General features: G+C 64.3%; 21 protein-coding genes. 11 read left to right on the top strand and 10 right to left on the bottom strand.

Going from position 1 to position 20,409, the window contains the following annotated elements; genetic code table 11:
* The first annotated feature begins 204 nt into the window (after nt 1-204).
* The 10 genes from ccmA (at nt 205) to BLT86_RS08880 (ending at nt 7,696) form a co-directional block, all read left to right on the top strand.
* Nucleotides 205-849, top strand: coding sequence for a cytochrome c biogenesis heme-transporting ATPase CcmA (gene ccmA / locus BLT86_RS08925; protein WP_092376174.1), 645 nt, complete (start codon nt 205-207; stop codon nt 847-849).
* Nucleotides 846-1,517 (top strand): heme exporter protein CcmB, encoded by a 672-nt coding sequence (gene ccmB, locus BLT86_RS08920; protein ID WP_003460796.1) that lies wholly within the window; start codon nt 846-848, stop codon nt 1,515-1,517. The genes ccmA and ccmB overlap by 4 nt, the downstream gene beginning before the upstream one ends.
* A 93-nt stretch (nt 1,518-1,610) precedes the next feature.
* Entirely contained in the window at nt 1,611-2,366 is a 756-nt protein-coding gene (locus BLT86_RS08915; protein ID WP_021489620.1) for a heme ABC transporter permease, read from the top strand.
* A complete protein-coding gene (ccmD, locus tag BLT86_RS08910) occupies nt 2,363-2,539 on the top strand; it encodes a heme exporter protein CcmD (protein ID WP_003460798.1) in 177 nt (58 codons plus the stop codon). The genes BLT86_RS08915 and ccmD overlap by 4 nt, the downstream gene beginning before the upstream one ends.
* Nucleotides 2,536-3,024, top strand: coding sequence for a cytochrome c maturation protein CcmE (gene ccmE / locus BLT86_RS08905; RefSeq protein WP_003460799.1), 489 nt, complete (start codon nt 2,536-2,538; stop codon nt 3,022-3,024). The genes ccmD and ccmE overlap by 4 nt, the downstream gene beginning before the upstream one ends.
* The gene (locus tag BLT86_RS08900) at nt 3,021-4,994 is read left to right on the top strand and encodes a heme lyase CcmF/NrfE family subunit (protein ID WP_092376171.1); all 1,974 of its coding nucleotides are present in this window, start codon (nt 3,021-3,023) and stop codon (nt 4,992-4,994) included. The genes ccmE and BLT86_RS08900 overlap by 4 nt, the downstream gene beginning before the upstream one ends.
* Nucleotides 4,991-5,533 (top strand): DsbE family thiol:disulfide interchange protein, encoded by a 543-nt coding sequence (locus tag BLT86_RS08895; protein WP_092376168.1) that lies wholly within the window; start codon nt 4,991-4,993, stop codon nt 5,531-5,533. Before BLT86_RS08900 ends, BLT86_RS08895 begins: the two co-directional genes overlap by 4 nt.
* Nucleotides 5,534-5,673: 140 nt before the next feature.
* Nucleotides 5,674-6,165 (top strand): cytochrome c-type biogenesis protein, encoded by a 492-nt coding sequence (locus tag BLT86_RS08890; RefSeq protein ID WP_092380375.1) that lies wholly within the window; start codon nt 5,674-5,676, stop codon nt 6,163-6,165.
* A complete protein-coding gene (gene ccmI, locus BLT86_RS08885) occupies nt 6,162-7,370 on the top strand; it encodes a c-type cytochrome biogenesis protein CcmI (RefSeq protein WP_092376165.1) in 1,209 nt (402 codons plus the stop codon). The genes BLT86_RS08890 and ccmI overlap by 4 nt, the downstream gene beginning before the upstream one ends.
* Complete coding sequence (locus BLT86_RS08880) at nt 7,370-7,696, top strand: hypothetical protein (RefSeq protein WP_092376161.1); 327 nt, start codon at nt 7,370-7,372, stop codon at nt 7,694-7,696. The genes ccmI and BLT86_RS08880 overlap by 1 nt, the downstream gene beginning before the upstream one ends.
* A gap of 110 nt (nt 7,697-7,806) precedes the next feature.
* Here the strand turns inward: BLT86_RS08880 and BLT86_RS08875 are convergent, their stop codons facing one another.
* From BLT86_RS08875 to gcl, 9 genes are all read right to left on the bottom strand, one after another.
* The gene (locus tag BLT86_RS08875) at nt 7,807-9,264 is read right to left on the bottom strand and encodes an SLC13 family permease (protein ID WP_017679192.1); all 1,458 of its coding nucleotides are present in this window, start codon (nt 9,262-9,264) and stop codon (nt 7,807-7,809) included.
* Nucleotides 9,265-9,347: 83 nt separating this feature from the next.
* Entirely contained in the window at nt 9,348-10,214 is an 867-nt protein-coding gene (locus tag BLT86_RS08870) for an ion transporter (protein ID WP_017679193.1), read from the bottom strand.
* Between the two features lie 87 nt (nt 10,215-10,301).
* Nucleotides 10,302-10,685 carry a hypothetical protein gene (locus BLT86_RS08865; protein WP_017679194.1) on the bottom strand — a complete coding sequence of 128 codons (384 nt, stop codon included), beginning with the start codon at nt 10,683-10,685 and terminating at the stop codon, nt 10,302-10,304.
* Between the two features lie 36 nt (nt 10,686-10,721).
* Entirely contained in the window at nt 10,722-11,636 is a 915-nt protein-coding gene (locus BLT86_RS08860) for an urea transporter (RefSeq protein WP_017679195.1), read from the bottom strand.
* Nucleotides 11,637-11,882: 246 nt separating this feature from the next.
* On the bottom strand, nt 11,883-13,298 hold the full coding sequence (pyk, locus tag BLT86_RS08855) for a pyruvate kinase (protein ID WP_092376158.1): 1,416 nt from the start codon (nt 13,296-13,298) through the stop codon (nt 11,883-11,885).
* Entirely contained in the window at nt 13,295-14,566 is a 1,272-nt protein-coding gene (locus tag BLT86_RS08850; RefSeq protein ID WP_092376155.1) for a glycerate kinase type-2 family protein, read from the bottom strand. The genes pyk and BLT86_RS08850 overlap by 4 nt, the downstream gene beginning before the upstream one ends.
* Before the next feature lie 358 nt (nt 14,567-14,924).
* Complete coding sequence (locus BLT86_RS08845) at nt 14,925-15,815, bottom strand: 2-hydroxy-3-oxopropionate reductase (protein ID WP_003243292.1); 891 nt, start codon at nt 15,813-15,815, stop codon at nt 14,925-14,927.
* Nucleotides 15,816-15,960: 145 nt separating this feature from the next.
* Nucleotides 15,961-16,743, bottom strand: coding sequence for a hydroxypyruvate isomerase (gene hyi / locus BLT86_RS08840; protein WP_092376151.1), 783 nt, complete (start codon nt 16,741-16,743; stop codon nt 15,961-15,963).
* A 114-nt stretch (nt 16,744-16,857) separates the two neighbouring features.
* Complete coding sequence (gene gcl, locus BLT86_RS08835; RefSeq protein WP_092376148.1) at nt 16,858-18,633, bottom strand: glyoxylate carboligase; 1,776 nt, start codon at nt 18,631-18,633, stop codon at nt 16,858-16,860.
* A gap of 335 nt (nt 18,634-18,968) precedes the next feature.
* Between gcl and BLT86_RS08830 the strand changes: the two genes are divergently transcribed.
* On the top strand, nt 18,969-19,403 hold the full coding sequence (locus BLT86_RS08830) for a GlcG/HbpS family heme-binding protein (RefSeq protein WP_021489605.1): 435 nt from the start codon (nt 18,969-18,971) through the stop codon (nt 19,401-19,403).
* A gap of 279 nt (nt 19,404-19,682) precedes the next feature.
* On the opposite strand, the gene BLT86_RS08825 is transcribed toward BLT86_RS08830, so the two are convergent.
* Nucleotides 19,683-20,327, bottom strand: a complete 645-nt coding sequence (locus BLT86_RS08825; protein ID WP_055986324.1) for a TetR/AcrR family transcriptional regulator — start codon at nt 20,325-20,327, stop codon at nt 19,683-19,685.
* Nucleotides 20,328-20,409: the final 82 nt, after the last annotated feature.

Here is a 20,409-nt window from a genome sequence, read left to right as displayed (position 1 = left end):
GGGCTCTCACGTATCTGATGGTGTACTGCTTCGCGAGTACAGCCTAAGGCCGATTTGCCTGCGACAGATTAACACCCTGTCGAAAATGCTGACTGCGGGGGCAGTGACGCGACATGTATAATGCCGTCCCGTTGCGCAGCGCACTTCCGGCACGCGTCAGTATAGCGGCCGGAGCACCGTCGACTTTAACCCTGCCAGGTATCGATGACCCGTCCCGTTCCCCTTCTCGAAGCCGTGGCGCTCAGCTGTGAGCGGGACTGGCGCATGCTCTTCGAGCAGTTGCACTTCGCTCTGCAGCCAGGCGACATGCTGCAGATCAGCGGCCCCAACGGCAGCGGCAAGACCAGCCTGTTACGGCTGATCGCTGGCCTGCGTCAGCCGACCTCCGGCGACATCCTTTTGCAGGGCCAGGCCCTGGCCGAGCAGCGCAGTGAACTGGCGCGCAACCTGTTGTGGATTGGCCATGCCGCCGGCATCAAGGGCCTGCTGACTGCCGAAGAGAACCTGGCCTGGCTCTGCGCGCTGCATCGCCCGGCCAGTCGCGAGGCGATCTGGCAGGCGCTGGAAGCGGTCGGCCTGCGCGGTTTCGAAGATGTTCCCTGCCATACCCTGTCGGCCGGCCAACAGCGCCGTGTCGCGCTGGCACGCCTTTATCTGCTCGACACGCCGCCGCTATGGGTGCTCGATGAGCCTTTCACTGCGCTGGACAAGAGTGGCGTGGCGCAACTCGAAGCGCATCTGGCCGGCCATTGCGAGCGTGGTGGCGTCGTGGTGCTGACTACTCACCACAGCCTGCAATGCACACCGGCGACCTATCGCAATCTGGATCTGGGGCAGTACGCCGCATGAGCAACGTTTTCACTCAACTGCTGTCGCGCGAAATGCGTCTGCTTGCTCGTCGTCCGTCCGACCTGGCCAACCCCCTGGTATTCTTCGCCATCGTCATTGCGCTGTTCCCGCTGGCGGTGGGACCAGAGACGCAATTGTTGCAAACCCTTTCTCCGGGTCTGGTCTGGGTCGCAGCCCTTTTGGCCGTGCTGCTCTCGCTGGACGGGCTTTTCCGCAGTGATTTCGAGGATGGCTCTCTGGAACAGTGGGTCCTTTCGTCGCACCCCCTGCCTCTTCTGGTGTTGGCCAAGGTGCTGGCACACTGGCTTTTCAGCGGTCTGGCGCTGGTTTTGCTGGCGCCTGTGCTGGCGCTGATGCTTGGTCTGCCTGGGCGTTGCCTGCCGGTACTGCTGATTTCCCTGCTGCTCGGCACCCCGGTGCTGAGCCTGCTCGGCGCGGTGGGCGCGGCGCTCACCGTTGGTCTTAAGCGCGGCGGCCTGCTGCTGGCGCTGCTGATTCTGCCGCTGTACATCCCGGTGCTGATTCTTGGCAGCGGGGCGCTGCAGGCGGCCTTGCAAGGACTGCCGGCTAGCGGTCACCTGTTGTGGCTGGCCAGCCTCACCGCCCTGGCGGTGACCCTGACACCTTTTGCGATTGCCGCCGGTCTGACCATCAGTGTCGGCGAATAAGAACGAACCGTGATGTGCCCGGATGCGATCCGGGAGCTCTTGATAGCCTCCCCGGATTGCATCCGGGCTACGTGTAGATGATGAGTCGACTGAATGAACTGGACGTGGTTTCACAAGTGGGGTTCGCCCAAGTGGTTCTATGAGATGAGCGGCCGCTGGCTGCCTTGGCTCAGTATCGCTGCTGTGTTGCTGATCGCCGCTGGCCTGATCTGGGGCCTGGCGTTCGCGCCGCCGGACTACCAGCAGGGCAATAGCTTTCGCATCATCTACATTCATGTTCCGGCGGCTTTCCTGGCGCAGTCGATCTACGTGACCCTGGCGATCGCCGGCCTGGTCGGGCTGGTGTGGAAGATGAAGCTGGCCGATGTCGCCCTGCAGCAGGCTGCCCCCATCGGCGCCTGGATGACTGCCATCGCGCTGCTCACCGGTGCCATCTGGGGCAAACCGACCTGGGGCACCTACTGGGTATGGGACGCGCGCCTGACCTCGATGCTGATCCTGCTGTTCCTGTATTTCGGCGTCATCGCCCTGGGCAATGCGATCAGCAACCGCGACAGCGCCGCCAAGGCCTGTGCCGTGCTCGCCATCGTCGGTGTGGTCAACATTCCGATCATCAAGTACTCGGTGGAATGGTGGAACTCACTGCACCAGACCGCCACCTTCAAGATCACCGAAAAACCGGCCATGCCGATGGAGATGTGGCTGCCGCTGCTGCTGGCGGTGCTGGGGTTCTACTGCTTCTTCGGCGCCGTACTGCTCTATCGCATGCGTCTTGAAGTGCTCAAGCGTGAAGCGCGCAGCAGTTGGGTGAAAGCCGAAGTGCAGACATTGGTGGAGGGCAAGGCATGAGTTTCGCGTCGTTCTCCGAGTTTCTCGCCATGGGCACTCATGGTGTATTCGTCTGGAGTGCCTACGGCGTCAGCCTGGCGATCCTGGCGTTGAATGTGGTGCTGCCAATCCTGGCGCGCCGCCGTTACCTGCAAGACGAGGCGCGTCGTTTGCGCCGGGAGAAGTCGAAGTGAATCCGGTTCGCAAGAAACGCCTGTACATCGTTCTGGCCATCCTCTGTGGCGTCAGCATCGCCGTGGCGCTGGCGCTGACCGCGCTGCAGGAGAACATCAACCTGTTCTACACCCCGAGTCAGATCGCCAATGGCGAAGCGCCCGAGGGCACGCGCATTCGTGCCGGTGGTCTGGTCGAAGAGGGCTCGGTGAAGCGCTCCCCCGATACCCTGGAAGTCGACTTCGTCGTCACCGATGGCGCCCATGGCGTGACCATTCGCTACAGCGGCATCCTGCCGGATCTGTTTCGTGAAGGGCAGGGCATCGTCGCTCTGGGGCGTGTCAATGCAGAGGGCGTGTTGGTGGCCGACGAGGTACTGGCCAAGCACGACGAGAACTACATGCCGCCTGAAGTCATGCAGGCGCTGGAAAAGAGCGGAATGATGCAGAAGCACAACGAGGCCAAGGCCGCCAAACAAGGCTATCAGCAGGAGAGCGCACAATGATTCCCGAGCTCGGCCATCTGGCGATGATTCTGGCGCTGTGCCTGTGCCTGGTACAGGCGACGCTACCGCTGATCGGTGCCTGGCGCGGTGACCACCAATGGATGAGCCTGGCGCAGCCGGCTGCCTGGGGTCAGTTCGCCTTTCTGTTGTTTTCCTTCATCTGTCTGACCTATGCATTCATGGTCGACGATTTCTCCGTCGCCTACGTGGCCAACAACTCCAACACGGCACTGCCCTGGTACTACAAGTTCAGTGCGGTGTGGGGCGCACACGAAGGCTCCCTGCTGCTGTGGGCGTTGATTCTGGCGGGCTGGACCTTCGCCGTGGCGATCTTCTCGCGCCACCTGCCGGAAGAGATGCTCGCCCGTGTGCTGGCAGTGATGGGCATGATCAGCATCGGTTTTCTGCTGTTCCTGATCGTCACCTCCAACCCCTTCGAACGTCTGCTGCCGAACTCGCCGGCTGATGGCCGCGACCTCAATCCCTTGTTGCAGGACTTCGGCCTGATCGTGCATCCGCCGATGCTGTACATGGGCTATGTCGGCTTTTCGGTGGCCTTCGCCTTCGCCATCGCCGCGCTGCTTGGCGGCAAGCTGGATGCGGCCTGGGCGCGCTGGTCGCGTCCCTGGACCATCGTCGCCTGGGCCTTCCTCGGCATCGGTATCGCCCTGGGCTCCTGGTGGGCCTACTACGAGCTCGGCTGGGGCGGCTGGTGGTTCTGGGACCCTGTGGAGAACGCCTCCTTCATGCCCTGGCTGGTGGGCACTGCGCTGATCCATTCTCTCGCCGTGACCGAGAAGCGCGGCGTGTTCAAGAGCTGGACGGTGCTGCTGGCCATCGCCGCCTTCTCCCTCAGCCTGCTGGGTACCTTCCTGGTTCGCTCTGGTGTGCTGACCTCCGTGCATGCTTTTGCCACCGACCCGGAGCGCGGCGTGTTCATTCTCGCCTTCCTGCTGGTGGTGGTGGGCGGTTCGCTGGCGTTGTTCGCCGTGCGCGCGCCGGTGGTCAAGAGCCAGGTCGGCTTTGGCTTGTGGTCGCGTGAGGCGCTGCTGTTGGTCAACAACATCGTGCTGGTGGTGTCGGCCGCGATGATTCTGCTCGGCACCCTCTACCCGCTGGTGCTCGATGCGCTGACCGGCGCCAAGCTGTCGGTCGGCCCGCCTTACTTCAACGCGCTGTTCCTGCCGCTGATGGCACTGCTGATGGCGGTGATCAGTGTCGGCGTGCTGGTGCGCTGGAAGGATACCCCGCTGAAATGGTTGGGCAGCATGCTGGCACCGGTGCTGGTGGCCAGCGTGGTGCTGGCGGTAGTCGCCACTTTCCTGCATGGCGATTTCCACTGGGCCGTTCTGGCCGTTTGCCTGCTGGCCTTCTGGGTGATCCTGGCTGGCGTGCGCGACATCCTCGACAAGACCCGGCACAAGGGCCTGCTAAAAGGCCTGCCGAGCCTGGGCCGCAGCTACTGGGGCATGCAGATGGCGCACTTCGGTTTCGCCGTATGCGCCCTGGGTGTGGTGCTCACCAGCCTTGGCAGCTACGAGCGCGATCTGCGTATGGCGCCGGGTGACTCGGTGGAATTGGGCGGCTATCGCTTCCAGTTTGAGGGCGCGGTGCATCATGAAGGCCCCAACTTCATTTCCGACAAGGGCACGGTGCGTGTGTTCGACGGCGAGCGGCAGATCAGCGTGCTGCACCCGGAGAAGCGCCTGTACACCGTGCAGCAGGCGACCATGACCGAGGCGGGCATCGATGCCGGCTTCACTCGCGACCTGTTCGTCGCCCTCGGCGAGCCGCTGGAGCAGGGCGCCTGGGCCGTACGCATTCACATCAAACCGTTCGTCCGCTGGATCTGGCTGGGTGCGCTGCTGATGGGCCTCGGTGGCTTCCTCGCTGCAGCCGACAAGCGCTACCGCATCAAGGTCAGAACCCGCGTGCGCGAAGCCCTGGGCATGCAGGAGGCCAGCGCATGAGACGCCTGCTTCTGCTGTTGCCGCTGCTGGCCTTTCTGGCGATTGCCGTATTCCTCTATCGCGGCCTGTTCCTCGACCCGTCCGAGTTGCCCTCGGCGCTGATCGGCAAGCCGTTTCCGGCTTTCAGCCTGCCGGCGCTGGACGATCCCGAGCGCACCCTCAGCGAGGCTGACATCAAGGGCCGGCCTGCGCTGGTCAACGTCTGGGCCACCTGGTGCCCGGCCTGCCGTCACGAGCATCCGGTGCTGAACAAGCTGGCCGAGGCTGGCGTGGTGATCCATGGGGTCAACTACAAGGATCAGCGCGAACCGGCGCAGAAATGGCTGCGCGACCTGCACAATCCGTATCAGCTCAACATCGAGGACGCCAAGGGCAGCCTGGGGCTGGACCTGGGGGTGTACGGCGCGCCGGAAACCTTCTTCGTCGATGCCAAGGGCATTATCCGTCACAAGTTCGTCGGCACCATCGACGAGCGGATCTGGCGCGAGACGCTGGCGCCGATCTATCGAGAACTGGTCGACGAGGCACAGGCACCATGAAAACTACTGCGCTCGATCATGCTGCGTTGAAAACAGGCTGGAGCGCCAGCCCGGTCAAATGCTCATTTACAACTTGTAAACTCCGCTTCTTCGCCTGCTTTCGCCTTGCCTGCTCTTCGCTCGCGACGTTTTCATGGCGCCTGCCTAAACGTCTGCTGATTTCTGCCGGTCTGGCACTGGGGCTGTTGGCCAGCGCCCATGCCGCCATCGATACCTTCGAGTTCGCCAACGAGGCCGAGCGTCAGCGCTATCGCAATCTGATCGAAGAGCTGCGCTGCCCGAAGTGCCAGAACCAGAACATCGCCGACTCCGATGCGCCGATCGCCATGGACCTGCGCAATGAGATCTTCCGCATGCTCGAAGAGGGCAAGAGCAACGAGGAAATCATTGATTTCCTGGTCTCGCGCTATGGCGACTTCGTGCTCTACAAGCCACCGCTGACCAGTCGCACGCTGCTGCTCTGGTACGGCCCGGCCGGCCTGCTGCTGATAGGTTTCGGTGTGCTCGGGGTGATCGTTCTGCGCCGCCGTGGCCAGAACAAAGACCGCTCTGCTGCTGGCCTCTCCGTCGATGAGCAGGCGCGCCTCGCCGCGTTGCTCGAGCAAAACTCTCAGGACAACAAAGACCGATGATCGATTTCTGGTTGCCCGCCGGGCTGCTGTTGCTGACTGCCCTGGCGTTTCTACTGATTCCGGTACTGCGTATTCGCAAGCTGCAGGCCGAAGAAGACCGTACCGCACTTAACGTCACCCTCTATCAGGAGCGCCTGCAGGAGCTGGAAAACCAACTCCAGGCTGGCGTGCTCGATGAAGCGCAGATGGAGGCCGGTCGTGCCGAGGCGGCGCGCGAGCTGCTGGATGATACCGAAGGCGTGCAGCGCCGCAGCAGCGTGCTCGGCGGCAAGATTCCGCTGGTGTCGGCGCTGCTGGTGCCGGTGCTGGGGGTTGCCCTTTATCTGCACTGGGGCGCTGTCGATGAGGTCGTACAGACTCGCCAACTGGCCGCTGCGCAGCCGCAAAGCATCGAGGAGATGACTGCGCGCCTGGAGCAGACCGTGCAGCAACAGCCGGAGTCTGCCGAGGCCTGGTACTTCCTCGGTCGTACCTATATGGCGCAGGAGCGTGCCGGCGATGCCGCCAAGGCCTTCGAGCGTGCCGTTGAGATCGCCGGGCGTGCCCCGGAACTGCTCGGCCAATGGGCGCAGGCGCTGTATTTCGCCGAAGGCAAACAGTGGAACGAGCAACTGCAGGCGCTTACCGACGAAGCGTTGCAGGCTGATCCGGAAGAGGTCACCAGTCTCGGTCTGCTGGGTATCGCTGCCTACGAAAGCCAGCGCTATGCCGATGCCGTGCGCTACTGGGAGCGTCTGGTCGCCGTGTTGCCGGAGCAGGATCCGTCCCGTGCGGCCATCGCCGGTGGTATCGAACGTGCCCGCCAGCAGATGGCTGAGGGCGAGCAGCCCAGCGCTGCAGCCGAGCCGGACGCCAAGGTTCAGGCGCTGCAGGTCAGCGTATCGCTGGCGCCCGACGTGCAGCAGAACGTGCAGCCGGACGATGCCGTGTTCATCTTTGCCCGTGCCCTCAGTGGCCCGCCAGTGCCGTTGGCGGTCAAGCGCCTGAAGGTTTCCGACCTGCCGGCGCAAGTCAGCCTGTCGGATGTGGATGCGATGATGCCACAGCTGAAAATCTCCCAATTCGACCAGGTACAACTGGTGGCGCGTATATCGCGCGCTGGCAATGCCACTCAGGGTGAATGGATCGGCCAGAGCGGTCCGGTGGCCAACACGGCCACTGACTTACAGACGCTACTGATCGACAGCCGCGACGGGCAGCCATAGTGAAGCGTTTGGTGCTGGCCTGCGTACTCGGGCTTGGCCTGAGCGGCTGCGTATTGCAGCAACCGAGTACACCGGTTGGCCAGTTGCCGCCGGTGCAGCAGCCGTCGCACCCGCGCTACGCGCCGCCGCCTGGGGTGAAGAGCCACTGGAACCCGGGGCTGGGCGTCTATGTAGTCGAAGGTGCGCGTGATCTGTACTACCGCGAGCGCATCTTCTACCGCTGGGACGGCGGCTGGAGCTGGTCGTCGCAAGCAGGCGGGCCGTGGAAGGAAACCGACAGTTCGGGTATCCCGCCGGGGTTGTTTCGCCAGTATCAGAACCGCTGATTGCGCGGGGCGGGTGAAACCCGCAAATCGACCTGGCAGGTTGCACTCACCCTACAACCGCACATGAAAACGGCGCCCGAAGGCGCCGTTCTTGTTAGTGCGATCCAGGCTCAATGCGCCCAGATCATGCCCACCAGCACATAGCAGATCAACGTCACCAGCACCACGCCGAACAGGTTGAGGGCGAAGCCTGCCTTGATCATCGACTGTATCTTCATATGCCCGGTGCCGAACACGATGGCGTTAGGCGGTGTCGCCACCGGCATCATGAAGGCGCAGCTGGCGGCGATGGCGGCAGGAATCGCCAGCAGTTCGGCCGGCATGCCCTGCGATACGGCCAGCGCCCCCAGCAGCGGCAGGAAGGCGGCTGCGGTGGCAGTATTGGAGGTGACCTCGGTAAGGAAGATGATCACCAGCACCACCACGCCGATCATCGCGATCACCGGCAGGGCGCCCAGCGCACCGAGGCTCTGTGCGATCCATTCGGCCAGACCTGTGCTGCGAATCACCCCGGCCAGCGACAGGCCGCCGCCGAACAGCAGCAGCACGCCCCAGGGCAGTTTGCTGGCGCTTTCCCAGTTCATCAGAAACACGCGCTGTTTGACGTCCACCGGAATCATGAACAACGCCAGCGCCGCAGCAATGGCGATGCTGGTGTCATTGACGCCGGGTACCCAGCCGGAGATCAGCGGTTGGAATACCCAGGCCAGCGCGGTGACCACGAACACCAGTGCCACCAGCTTCTCGCCACGGCTCAGCGGGCCGAGCTCGGCCAGCTCGCTGCGAATCAGCTGTGTGCTGTCATGACCGGCAAGGTTGAAACCGCCACGGGTCAGCCACCACCAGATGAACGCCAGCATGAGCACCGCCACCGGCACGCCCAGCAGCATCCACTGGCCGAAGCCGATCTGCACGTCATAGTTGTCGGCGAGGAAGGCAGCCAGCAGGGCGTTGGGCGGGGTGCCGATCAGCGTGGCGATGCCGCCGACGCTGGCGGCGTAGGCGATTGCCAGCAGCAGGGCGGTGGCGAAGCGCTCACGGTCGGCTTCGCTGGTGCTCTGCTCGCTGGTGAGCATGCCGATCACCGAAAGGCCAATGGGCAGCATCATGATGGTGGTGGCGGTGTTGCTCACCCACATGCTGAGAAAGGCCGTGGCCATCATGAACCCGGCGATCTGCCTGCTGGGCCTGCTGCCCATGGCCAGCAGCGTCATCAGCGCGATGCGCTTGTGCAGGTTCCAGCGCTCCATGGCCAGGCCCAGGACGAAACCACCGAGGAACAGGTAGATGGTCGGGTTGGCATAGGGCGCGGTCGCAGCGTTGAGACTGTCGATGCCCAGCGCCGGGATCAACAGGATTGGCAGCAGCGAAGTGGCCGGAATCGGAATGGCTTCGGTCGACCACCAGGTGGCCATCAGCAAGGTCAGGCCGATGGTGGCCCAGGCGGTGCTGGAGAGGCCGGCTGGCGGCTCGGTGACCAGGCAGACGAGCAGTAGCAAGGGGCCCAGAATCAGGCCAATCCAGGCAGCCTTGGCAGGTGCCGTGGATTCATTGGTGGTAACGGCCATGGCGCGCTTCCTTCAGCTAAAAAGTCGGGCTTTATAGCCCACAGGGCGACTTTATGACCACGCGATGGCCGATCGGTTTTGCTTCAGTCTGTTTCAGGTGCGTCCGGTGTCGGCGATGAAGTGCCCGTCTGCCGGCTGAACAATGGCCCACCGCAGCGACTGCAGAACGCCGCACTATGCTCGTGACGGTTCTTCCGACAATGCGGGCAGTCGTGCTCCATCAGCCCGTCCTGGCGCATGGCGTTGGCCAGTTCGGCGGTGAAAATGCCGGTGGGCACGGCGATGATCGAGTAGCCGGTGATCATCACCAGCGTAGCGAGCATCTGGCCTACGGGTGTTTGCGGGGTGATGTCGCCGAAGCCCACGGTGGTCAGCGTCACCACCGCCCAATAGATACCGGTGGGAATGCTGGTGAAGCCGTTGGCAGGCCCTTCGATCACGTACATCAGCGCGCCATAAACGGTGACCAGGGTCGAGACGCTCACCAGAAACACCACGATCTTCTGCTTGCTGCCGCGCAGCGCCACCAGCAGGAAGTTGGCCTGGGTCAGGTACTGGCGCAGCTTGAGCACACGGAAGATGCGGATCATGCGGATTACGCGGACGATCATCAGGTACTGCGCATCGGCGAACATCAACGCCAGGATGGCCGGCAGCACCGCCAGCAGGTCCACCAGGCCGAAGAAACTGAAGGCATAGCGCATCGGTTTGGGCGAGCTGTACAGGCGCAAGCCGTACTCGATGGCGAATAGCGCGGTGAAGAACCACTCCAGCGCGCCGAACACATCGGCGTACTGGTTGTGGAAGTGCTCGATGCTGTCGAGCATCACCACCACCAGGCTGGCGAGGATGGTCACCAGCAGCCAGTTGTCGAAGCGCTGCGCCGCGGGCGTGCTGGTTTCGAAGATGATGATGTAGATGCGTTGACGCCAGCTCTGCCGGTTTTCCATGGCAAGGTCCAAATTAAGCGAAAGGGCACAGCCTAGGCAGTAAGGCGCAGTGAGGGCAAGGTCGTGGTTGCGCTTGCTGCTCTGTTCTCAATCCCCTTCCAGCAAAGACTCCTCCCGCGGATCACCGAGCACGAAGGTTTCACCGGTGGCCGCTGTAATCCGCGCGGTGCCCAGATTGAGTAGCTGCCACTGCCATTCACCGTAACGGGTGCTCAAGGTTCCATGGGCCTGGCAGGGGCCGTGGAGGTGCCAGTCGTGCTCATGGCGGTGGGTGATGAGGAGGGCGTGACGCAGGAAATCGGCGACCATTGCTTCGCCGACCTTGAAGCTCTGGCAGTTGTCTTGCTCCGGGCCGAGTCCATCTGCGATCACCACGATATCGCTGACCGGGCCGATCAGGCTCGGGTTTGACTCTGCGCAGGTCGCAGCGGTTGCCAGTAGCAAGCTGAGGCCGAGAATTCGTCTGTCCATGTTCCGCGCGCTCCCTTTGCGGTCGGTTGCGCGATTCTAGAACGTCGGGGTGCTGTCCTTGACTGCCTTTTGCCAACTTTGTGCACCGGCCCTGATCAGCCAGCAGGCGAGGATGAAGGGCATGGTCAGTGCCGGCAGGCCGAGGGCACTGAAACCGGGCTGCAGCAGCAGGGCGAGCAGGATGCCGAGGGCGGGCACCCAGAGGTTGCGGTGTACCTGGGCCAGTGCGATGGAGGCGAGGGTGGCGTTATAGCCGTAGAGGCCGGCGAGGGCACCATCGCTGGGCCAACCATGGAAAATCGCCAGGGCGAAGCCGCTGCTAGAACCCAGCAGCGCCCATAGCGCCATGCGGCCATCGGCCAGGCGCAAGCCGAGCAGGAGGCACAGGCCGGCCAGTGGCGAGTCGAGGAAGATCACCTGACCGAGGCCACGCAGCACGGCGAGTATCAGCTGCAGGAGGTTCAGCGCCGGCGCGTCGGGCGTGCTGGCTGGGGGTGCAGCTGACAGCTCCAGCTGAGCGAGCAGTGCCAGCAGCAGCCAACCCAGCAGCACGAAGGGAAAGGTGAAGGCGGGCAGCCAGCCATGCTGGCGCATGCGCCGCATCCAGGGTGCCAGCAGCAGGCTGGACAGGGTGGCGCTGGCGACGATCAGCCCGGGCAGCAGCGGCGTCCACGGCAGTTTCAGGCTGAGCAGCAGGCCGAGCAGGACGCCGTTGTAGCCGTACAGACCAATGGCGATGTCCGCTTCCGGGTAGCCACGGCGCTGCGCCACCCACGTCGAGGTCAGGCCGCCGAGCAGGGCACCGGGTAGCAGCTCGGGTGCGCCGATCAGAATGGCGAGCAGTACCAGCAGGCCGCAACCTGGGTGCTGTTGCAGGAAGATCTGGGCGAAGCCGCTGAGCAGGGCGCGCAGGCTTTGCAGGGCAGGGTGTGAGGTTGGTAGTGGAGGCATGATGTATGCGCCAAGAGAGCCCTCTCCCCCCAGCCCCTCTCCCGCAAGCGGGAGAGGGGGGGCGTCCGTGTCGTTTGGAGGAGCCGTGTAAGGTGCGCCGTGCGCACCAAAACCGCTTTGCCATAGCAGGTACGCAAGGCCTAGGCGGCCCCGCGACACCCTACGTTGGCTTTATGCGTAGCCCGGATGAAAGCCGGGAAGCAGCAGTCGAGCATTCCCCGGATTTCATCCGGGCTACGGGGTGAGTCAATGCAGCGTTTCGATCCTCAGGCTGTTGGTGCTGCCGGGCTGGCCGAAGGGTTCGCCGGCGGTGATCACCACGGTTTCGCCGCGCTTGGCCATGTCCTGGGCCTGGGCGATCTCCAGCGCGGTGCTGGTGACTTCCTCGACCCGGCGCAGGCGCTCGTTGACCACCGAGTAGATGCCCCAGGCCACGGTCAGGCGGCGGGCGGTGGTCAGGCTCGGCGTCAGGCTCAAGATCGGCGCCTTGGGCCGCTCGCGCGAGGCGCGCAGGCTGCTGGCACCGGATTCGGTGTAGTTGACCAGGGCCGCCACCGGCAGGATCGAACTGATGCGGCGGATGGCGCAACTGATGGCGTCGCTGGCGGTGGCTTCTGCCTGCGGGCGGCCGACGTCGAGCTGGCTCTGGTAGTCCGGGCCGTTTTCCACCTGGCGGATGATCTTGCTCATCATCTGCACGGTTTCCAGCGGGTAGTCGCCGGAGGCGGTCTCGGCCGACAGCATCACCGCATCGGCGCCTTCGGCCACGGCGTTGGCCACATCGGTGACCTCGGCGCGGGTCGGCGCCGGGGAGAAGCGCATGGATTCGAGCATCTGCGTGGCGACCACTACCGGGCGGCCCAGTTGGCGGCAGGTGCGCACGATGTCCTTCTGAATGCGCGGCACGTTCTCGGCCGGCACTTCCACGCCCAGATCGCCGCGCGCCACCATGATGGCGTCGCACAGCTTGGCGATTTCTTCGAGATGCTGCACCGCCGAGGGCTTCTCGATCTTGGCCATCAGGAAGGCCTTGCCGCCAATCAGCTCACGGGCTTCGACGATGTCCTCGGGGCGCTGTACGAAGGACAGCGCCACCCAGTCCACGCCCAGCTCCAGGCCGAAGGCCAGGTCGCGACGATCCTTTTCGGTCAGCGGCGACAGTTGCAGCACCGCCTCGGGCACGTTGACGCCCTTGCGGTCGGACAGCTCGCCACCGGCGATCACGCAGGTGTCTACCGCATCGGCCTGCTTGCCGGTCACTTTCAGGCGCAGGCGGCCGTCGTCCAGCAGCAGGCTCATGCCCGGCTGCAGGGCTTCGATGATTTCCGGGTGGGGCAGGTTGACCCGGCTGGCGTCGCCGGGCGTGGCGTCCAGGTCCAGGCGCAGGCTCTGGCCGTTGACCAGCTGCACCTTGCCTTCGGCGAAACGGCCGACGCGCAGCTTGGGCCCCTGCAGGTCCATAAGGATGCCGATGGGCTGGTTCAGCTCGCGCTCTACCTCGCGCACCCACTGGTAGCGCTGGGCGTGGTCGGCGTGTTCGCCGTGGCTGAAGTTGAGGCGGAACAGGTTGACCCCGGCCTCGACCAACTGGCGGATATGCGTGGCGTCGCGGATGGCCGGGCCGAGGGTGGCGAGGATCTTTACTTTCTTGTCGGCGTTCATTGGTTGTTCTCGAGAATCAGAATGGCGCGGAAATCGTTGACGTTGGTACGGGTCGGGCCGGTGACGATCAGCTCGTCGAGGGCGGCGAAGTAGCCATAGCCGTTGTTGTTGTCCAGTTCGTCGCGGGCGGACAGGCCCTTGATGCCGGCGCGGGCGTAGCTGTAGGGCGTCATGATGGCGCCGGCGTTGTCTTCGGAGCCGTCGATGCCGTCGGTGTCGCCGGCCAGCGCGTAGACGCCGGGCAGGCCCTTGAGGCTGTCGGTGAGGCTGAGGAGGAATTCGGCGTTGCGCCCGCCACGGCCGTTGCCGCGTACGGTGACGGTGGTTTCGCCGCCGGAAAGAATCACGCACGGCGGCTTGATCGGCTGGCCGTGCAGTTGCACCTGGCGGGCGATGCCGGCATGCACCTTGGCCACGTCGCGCGACTCGCCTTCCAGGTCGCCGAGAATCAGCACCGGCAGTCCGGCTGCCTCGGCCTTGGCGGCGGCGGCGTCGAGCGATTGCTGCGGTGTGGCGATCAGCTGGAAGTGGCTACGGGCGAGTACCGGGTCGCCGGGCTTGACCGTTTCCGAGCGTGGGTCCTGCAGCCAGGCGCGCACGTTGGCCGGGATGTCGATGGCGTAGCGGGCGAGAATCGCCAGGGCTTCGGCCGAGGTGGTGGGGTCGCCCACGGTGGGACCGGAAGCGATCACCGTGGCCTCGTCGCCGGGCACGTCGGAGATGGCGTAGGTGTACACGGTGGCCGGCCAGCAGGCCTTGGCCAGGCGGCCGCCCTTGATCGCCGAGAGGTGCTTGCGCACGCAGTTCATCTCGCCGATGGTGGCGCCGGATTTCAGCAGCGCCTTGTTGATCGCCTGCTTGTCCTTGAGGCTGATGCCGTCTGCCGGCAGCGCCAGCAGCGAGGAGCCGCCGCCGGAGAGGAGGAAGATCACCCGGTCGTCTTCGGACAGGTTCGACACCAGCTCCAGCACGCGGCGGGCGACACGCTCGCCGGCGTCGTCCGGTACCGGGTGGGCGGCTTCCACCACTTCGATCTTCTTGCAGTCGGCGCCGTGCTCGTAGCGGGTCACCACCAGGCCGCTGACCTCGCCTTGCCACTCCTGCTCGATCACCTCGGCCATGGCCGCCGCGGCCTTGCCCGCGCCGATGACGATGACGCGGCCGCTGCGGTCGGCGGGAAGAAAGTCGGCCAGCACCTGGCGCGGATGCGCGGCGGCGATGGCGGTGGCGAACAGGTCGCGCAGCAGGCGTTGCGGATCGAAGGTCATGGCGGTGTTCTCTTGTTCTGGGGGTGACGCTGGATGATCGTTCCCACGTCCGCGTGGTAACGCCTGGCGAGACGCTAAGGCGTCTGCTGTTGTGTGACGCGGAGCGTCACGGGATGTATGCCTACGCAGAGCGTGGGAACGATCAATGTTCTCTCGGTGGATCGATTCCAGTCCGCAGGCGCCGCGTGGCAGCGCCTGGGGAATGGAATCGACCAACCTGGCAATCGGGCCGTGACACCTCCTGCCAGGAAGGTCGAAAGGGTGGGCGAAACGCGGCCTTCGGGATCTGTGGGAGGCGCTTCAGCGGCGACAGTCGCGGCTAAAGCCCCTCCCACGGATTTCCTGAGAGGGCGCTCTGTTACTCGCCGCGGATATTGAAGTTGGCCATATGCTCCAGACCCTTGATCAGGGCAGAGTGGTCCCAGCCGCTGCCGCCGAGGGCCGCGCAGGTGCTGAACACCTGCTGGGCGTTGGCGGTGTTGGGCAGGTTCAGGCCCAGCTCGCGGGCGCCGGACAGCGCCAGGTTGAGGTCCTTCTGGTGCAGGCTGATGCGGAAGCCCGGATCGAAGGTGCCCTTGATCATGCGCTCGCCGTGCACTTCGAGGATCTTCGAGCCGGCGAAGCCGCCCATCAGCGCTTCACGCACCTTGGCCGGGTCGGCGCCGTTCTTGGCGGCGAACAGCAGTGCTTCGGCCACCGCCTGGATGTTCAGCGCGACGATGATCTGGTTGGCCACCTTGGCGGTCTGGCCGTCACCGTTGCCGCCGACGCGGGTGATGTTCTTGCCCATGGCCTGGAACAGCGGCAGGGCGCGTTCGAAGGCGTTCGGGCAGCCGCCGACCATGATCGACAGGGTGGCGGCCTTGGCACCGACTTCGCCGCCGGACACCGGGGCGTCCAGGTAGGCGGCGCCGGTGGCCTTGATCTTCTCGGCGAAGGCCTTGGTGGCGGTGGGGGAGATCGAGCTCATGTCGATCACCACCTTGCCGGCACCGACGCCAGCGGCAACGCCGTCGGCGCGGAACAGCACGTCCTCGACCTGCGGAGTGTCCGGGACCATGACGATGATGAATTCGGCTTCCTGGGCCACTTCCTTCGGGTTGGCCAGGGCGATGCCGTTGTCGCCAACCAGGTCGGCCGGCGCCTTGTCGAAGTGCTCGGAGAAGAACAGGGTGTGGCCGGCCTTCTGCAGGTTCTGCGCCATGGGCTTGCCCATGATGCCGGTGCCGATGAATCCGATTTTAGCCATGAGAGATAACCTCGTTGAATTGTTGAATCAGGTGCACAGCCCTGTAGGAGCGGGTTTACCCGCGAAGCAGGCACCGCGGTGACTGGCACCGGCTTCGCCGGTGTTCGCGGGTGAACCCGCTCCTACAGAGCTCCGCTGTCGCCTGTCAGATCGCGTTATGGGTTTTCAGCCAGCCGAGGCCGGCGGTTGTGGTGGTCAGCGGCTTGTACTCACAGCCGATCCAGCCCTGGTAGCCGATGCGATCCAGGTGCTCGAAGAGGAAGCGGTAGTTGATCTCGCCGGTGCCCGGCTCGTTGCGGCCCGGGTTGTCGGCCAGCTGCACGTGGTTGATGGCGGCCAGGTTGCTTTCAACCGTGCGGGCCAGGTCACCTTCCATGATCTGCATGTGGTAGATGTCGTACTGCAGGTACAGGTTGGTGCTGCCGACCTTGTCGCGGATGTCCAGGGCCTGCTTGGTGGTGCTGAGGTAGAAGCCGGGAATGTCACGGGTGTTGATGGCTTCCATGACCAGGCGAATGCCGGCGCCAGCCAGCTTGTCGGCCGCATAGCGCAGGTTGTCGACGAAGGTCTTCTCGACGGTGGCGCAATCCACGCCCTGCGGGCGGATGCCGGCCAGGCAGTTGATCTGCTTGTTGCCCAGCACCTTGGCGTAGGCAATGGCCTGGTCGACGCCGGCGCGGAATTCCTCGACGCGATCCGGGTGGCAGGCGATGCCGCGCTCGCCCTTGCCCCAGTCGCCTGCCGGCAGGTTGAACAGCACCTGCTCGAGCTTGTTGGCGTCCAGGCGGGCCTTGATCTCTTCCACCGGGAAGTCATAGGGGAAGAGGTATTCCACGCCGCTGAAACCGGCTTCGGCGGCGGCGGCGAAACGGTCCAGAAAGTCCACTTCGGTGAACAGCATGGACAGGTTGGCAGCAAAACGGGGCATGGTGTGCTCCTTGTCGTAGCCCGGATGCAATCCGGGGCGATGTTGCGGTCTTCCCGGATTGCATCCGGGCTACGTCGTGGTGGCCGGGTGCGCGTGGCACACCCGGCGTACTGATCAATCCAGCAGCGAGATGGCGGTCGGGGCGTCGACGCCGCGCTCGGCCAGTTCCTCGAACTCGTTGATGGCGTTGATCTCGGTGCCCATGGAGATGTTGGTGACACGCTCCAGGATGATCTCCACCACCACCGGTACGCGGTGCTCGGCCATCAGGCGCTTGGCTTCGGCGAAGGCGTTCTGCAGCTCGTTCGGGTCGAACACGCGGATCGCCTTGCAGCCCAGGCCCTCGACCACGGCGACGTGATCGACGCCGTAACCGTTGAGCTCCGGCGCGTTGATGTTCTCGAACGCCAGCTGCACGCAGTAATCGATGTCGAAGCCGCGCTGCGCCTGACGGATCAGGCCCAGGTAGGAGTTGTTCACCAGCACGTGGATGTACGGCAGGTTGAACTGCGCGCCGACGGCCAGCTCCTCGATCATGAACTGGAAGTCATAGTCGCCAGACAGTGCCACGACCTGACGCTGCGGGTCGGCCTTGACCACACCCAGGGCTGCCGGAATGGTCCAGCCCAGCGGGCCGGCCTGGCCGCAGTTGATCCAGTGGCGCGGCTTGTACACGTGCAGGAACTGCGCGCCGGCGATCTGCGACAGACCGATGGTGCTGACGTAGCAGGTGTCCTTGCCGAAGGCTTCGTTCATCTCTTCGTAGACGCGCTGCGGCTTGGCCGGCACGTTGTCGAAGTGGGTCTTGCGCTGCAGGGTGCGCTTGCGCTCGCGGCAGGCTTCGACCCAGGCGCTGCGGTCCTTCAGCTTGCCAGCGGCTTTCCACTCGCGGGCAACCTCGAGGAAGGCGTCCAGCGCGTTGCCGGCGTCGGAGGCGATACCCAGGTCCGGGTTGAACACGCGGCCAATCTGGGTCGGTTCGATGTCGACGTGGATGAACTTGCGGCCCTCGGTGTAGACGTCGACCGAGCCGGTGTGGCGGTTGGCCCAACGGTTGCCGATGCCGAACACCAGGTCGGAAGCGAGCAGGGTGGCGTTGCCGTAGCGGTGCGAGGTCTGCAGACCGACCATGCCGACCATCAGCTTGTGATCGTCCGGAATCGCGCCCCAGCCCATCAGGGTCGGCACCACCGGTACACCGGTCAGCTCGGCGAACTCCACCAGCTTGTCTTGCGCGTCGGCATTGAAGATGCCGCCACCGGCGACCAGCAGCGGGCGCTCGGCGTCGTTGAGCATGGCGATGGCCTTCTCGGCCTGGACGCGGCTGGTGGTCGGCTTGGCCACCGGCAGCGGCTCGTAGGCGTCGATATCGAATTCGATCTCGGCCATCTGCACGTCGAACGGCAGGTCGATCAGCACTGGGCCGGGGCGGCCGCTGCGCATTTCATGGAAGGCACGCTGGAAGGCGCGCGGCACCTGGCCGGGTTCCATCACGGTGGTGGCCCACTTGGTTACCGGGCCGACGATGCTGGTGATGTCGACCGCCTGGAAATCTTCCTTGTGCATACGCGCACGCGGCGCCTGGCCGGTGATGCACAGAATCGGGATGGAGTCGGCCGAGGCCGAGTACAGACCGGTGACCATGTCGGTGCCGGCCGGGCCCGAGGTGCCGATGCACACGCCGATATTGCCGGCATTGGTGCGGGTGTAACCCTCGGCCATGTGCGAAGCGCCTTCGACGTGACGGGCCAGGACGTGATCGATGCCACCGAGTTTCTTCAGTGCGGCATACAGGGGGTTGATGGCAGCGCCGGGGACGCCGAACGCGGTATCGACGCCTTCGCGGCGCATAACCAGTACGGCTGCCTCGATTGCTCTCATTCTGGCCATAATCTTGTGCCTCTTTTGTTATCAGATTGTATACAAAACACCTGGCTCGGATTCTATGCAGGCCATGACTTCGCGGTCAACATTTTTTCCGATGCAGCCTGTCGCCTGGGCCAAATTCTTTTGAAACGCCCGTTTGACGGGGTTGGCAGTGCAAGCGAAGAGATGTGTCGCGATTAATGTATACAATAAAAAATAATATTGTATGTAGTGGTTGAATTTTTTGTTTCTGGTGGGATAGTGAGGGCGAGCTTTGGATTGCCTAGGGCTGTCGGCGTGCGCAGTGCCGGTTTCGCTCCGGGTGTTTCGTTCCCTTCGTCACTTCAGGAGTCACCAGCATGAGCAACTTGAACCTGCAAACCGCCAACGCCATCGGTAACCGCGCGCTGGCCGTGGGCCGCGAGATAAAGGCGGCGCCGCTGACCGTCGCCGTACTGGATGCTGGCGGGCATCTGATCAGCCTGCAGCGCGAGGACGGCGCCAGCCTGCTGCGCCCGCAGATCGCCATCGGCAAGGCCTGGGGCGCGCTGGCCCTGGGCAAGGGCTCGCGCCTGATCGCCGCCGACGCGCAGCAGCGCCCGGCCTTTATCGGGGCGGTGAACAACCTGGCTCAAGGCAGCCTGGTACCCGCGCCGGGAGGGGTATTGATTCGCGATGAACGCGGCGAAGTGATCGGCGCCGTCGGCATCACCGGCGACACCTCGGATATCGACGAGCAGTGTGCGGTGAGTGCGCTGGAGTCGCTCGGCCTGAAGGCGGATGCGGGGGTGTAGGGTTCCAGAGCAGTCGTAGGGCTGACCGGATCGCCGGCCGCTCGTAGCGACGCGAACAGTCAGCCATTGCAACGGCGTACTGCTGCGCGAGTACGGCCTACGGGATGTGGTCTGAAGGCCGAAGCTGGACGTGAAATCTCAGGGCAGGCGTAGGGCGGACTCAGCGAGCGCCAGCGAGCAGTCCGCCAAAACCCGGAAATGGCGTACTGCGCTCGAGCGCTCGGCGTATGCACGCCCTACGGTGACGGATGTCGGGAAACCCTACAACGGAACAGTCGCCTAGGCGCTGGTCACCAGTTCGGAGGCCATCGACGGCATCGGGCTGACATCACAGCCTTTGAGCACCAGGCGAATGATGGTCTGCGCGGCGGCTTCGTAGTCGGCGTCGTCCAGGCTGGCCTTGCCGGTGACGGTGGAGATCTGCCAGTCGAAGTCGGCGTAGGTCTGGGTCGCTGCCCAGATGCTGAACAGCAGGTGATGCGGGTCGACTTTCGCCATCAGGCCCTGATCGATCCAGCGCTGGATGCAGGCGATGTTGTGCTTGGCCTGGGCGTTGAGCTGTTCGGTCTGTTCCGGCGACAGGTGCGGCGCACCGTGCATGATCTCGCTGGCAAATACCTTGGAGGCATGCGGCAGTTCACGGGAGATGCGGATCTTCGAGCGGATGTAGGCGGTCAGCACTTCGCTCGGATGGCCCGGCTGGTTGAAGGGGGCAGAGGCGGCCAGCAGTGGCTCGATGATGCTTTCCAGGACCTCGCGGTAGAGGTTTTCCTTGGACTTGAAGTAGTAGTAGACGTTGGGCTTGGGCAGGCCTGCCTTGGCCGCAATGTCGCTGGTCTTGGTGGCGGCGAAGCCCTTGTCGGCGAACTCTTCGCTGGCTGCGCGCAGGATGAGCTCTTTGTTACGCTCGCGAATGCTGGTCATAAGGCCCTGTGGTTTGCTCTGCCGCCGGGCGGCGGTCGGGCATGGTAGCACCGGCTTTGCGCGAGGCTCAAGCCAGCGGCCA

The sequence above is a fragment of the Pseudomonas sihuiensis genome, from assembly GCF_900106015.1.
Taxonomy (GTDB): Bacteria; Pseudomonadota; Gammaproteobacteria; order Pseudomonadales; family Pseudomonadaceae; genus Aquipseudomonas; species Aquipseudomonas sihuiensis.
The sequence above is the reverse complement of the archived record's forward strand: the minus strand, read 5'-3'. Positions and strand labels throughout refer to the sequence as shown.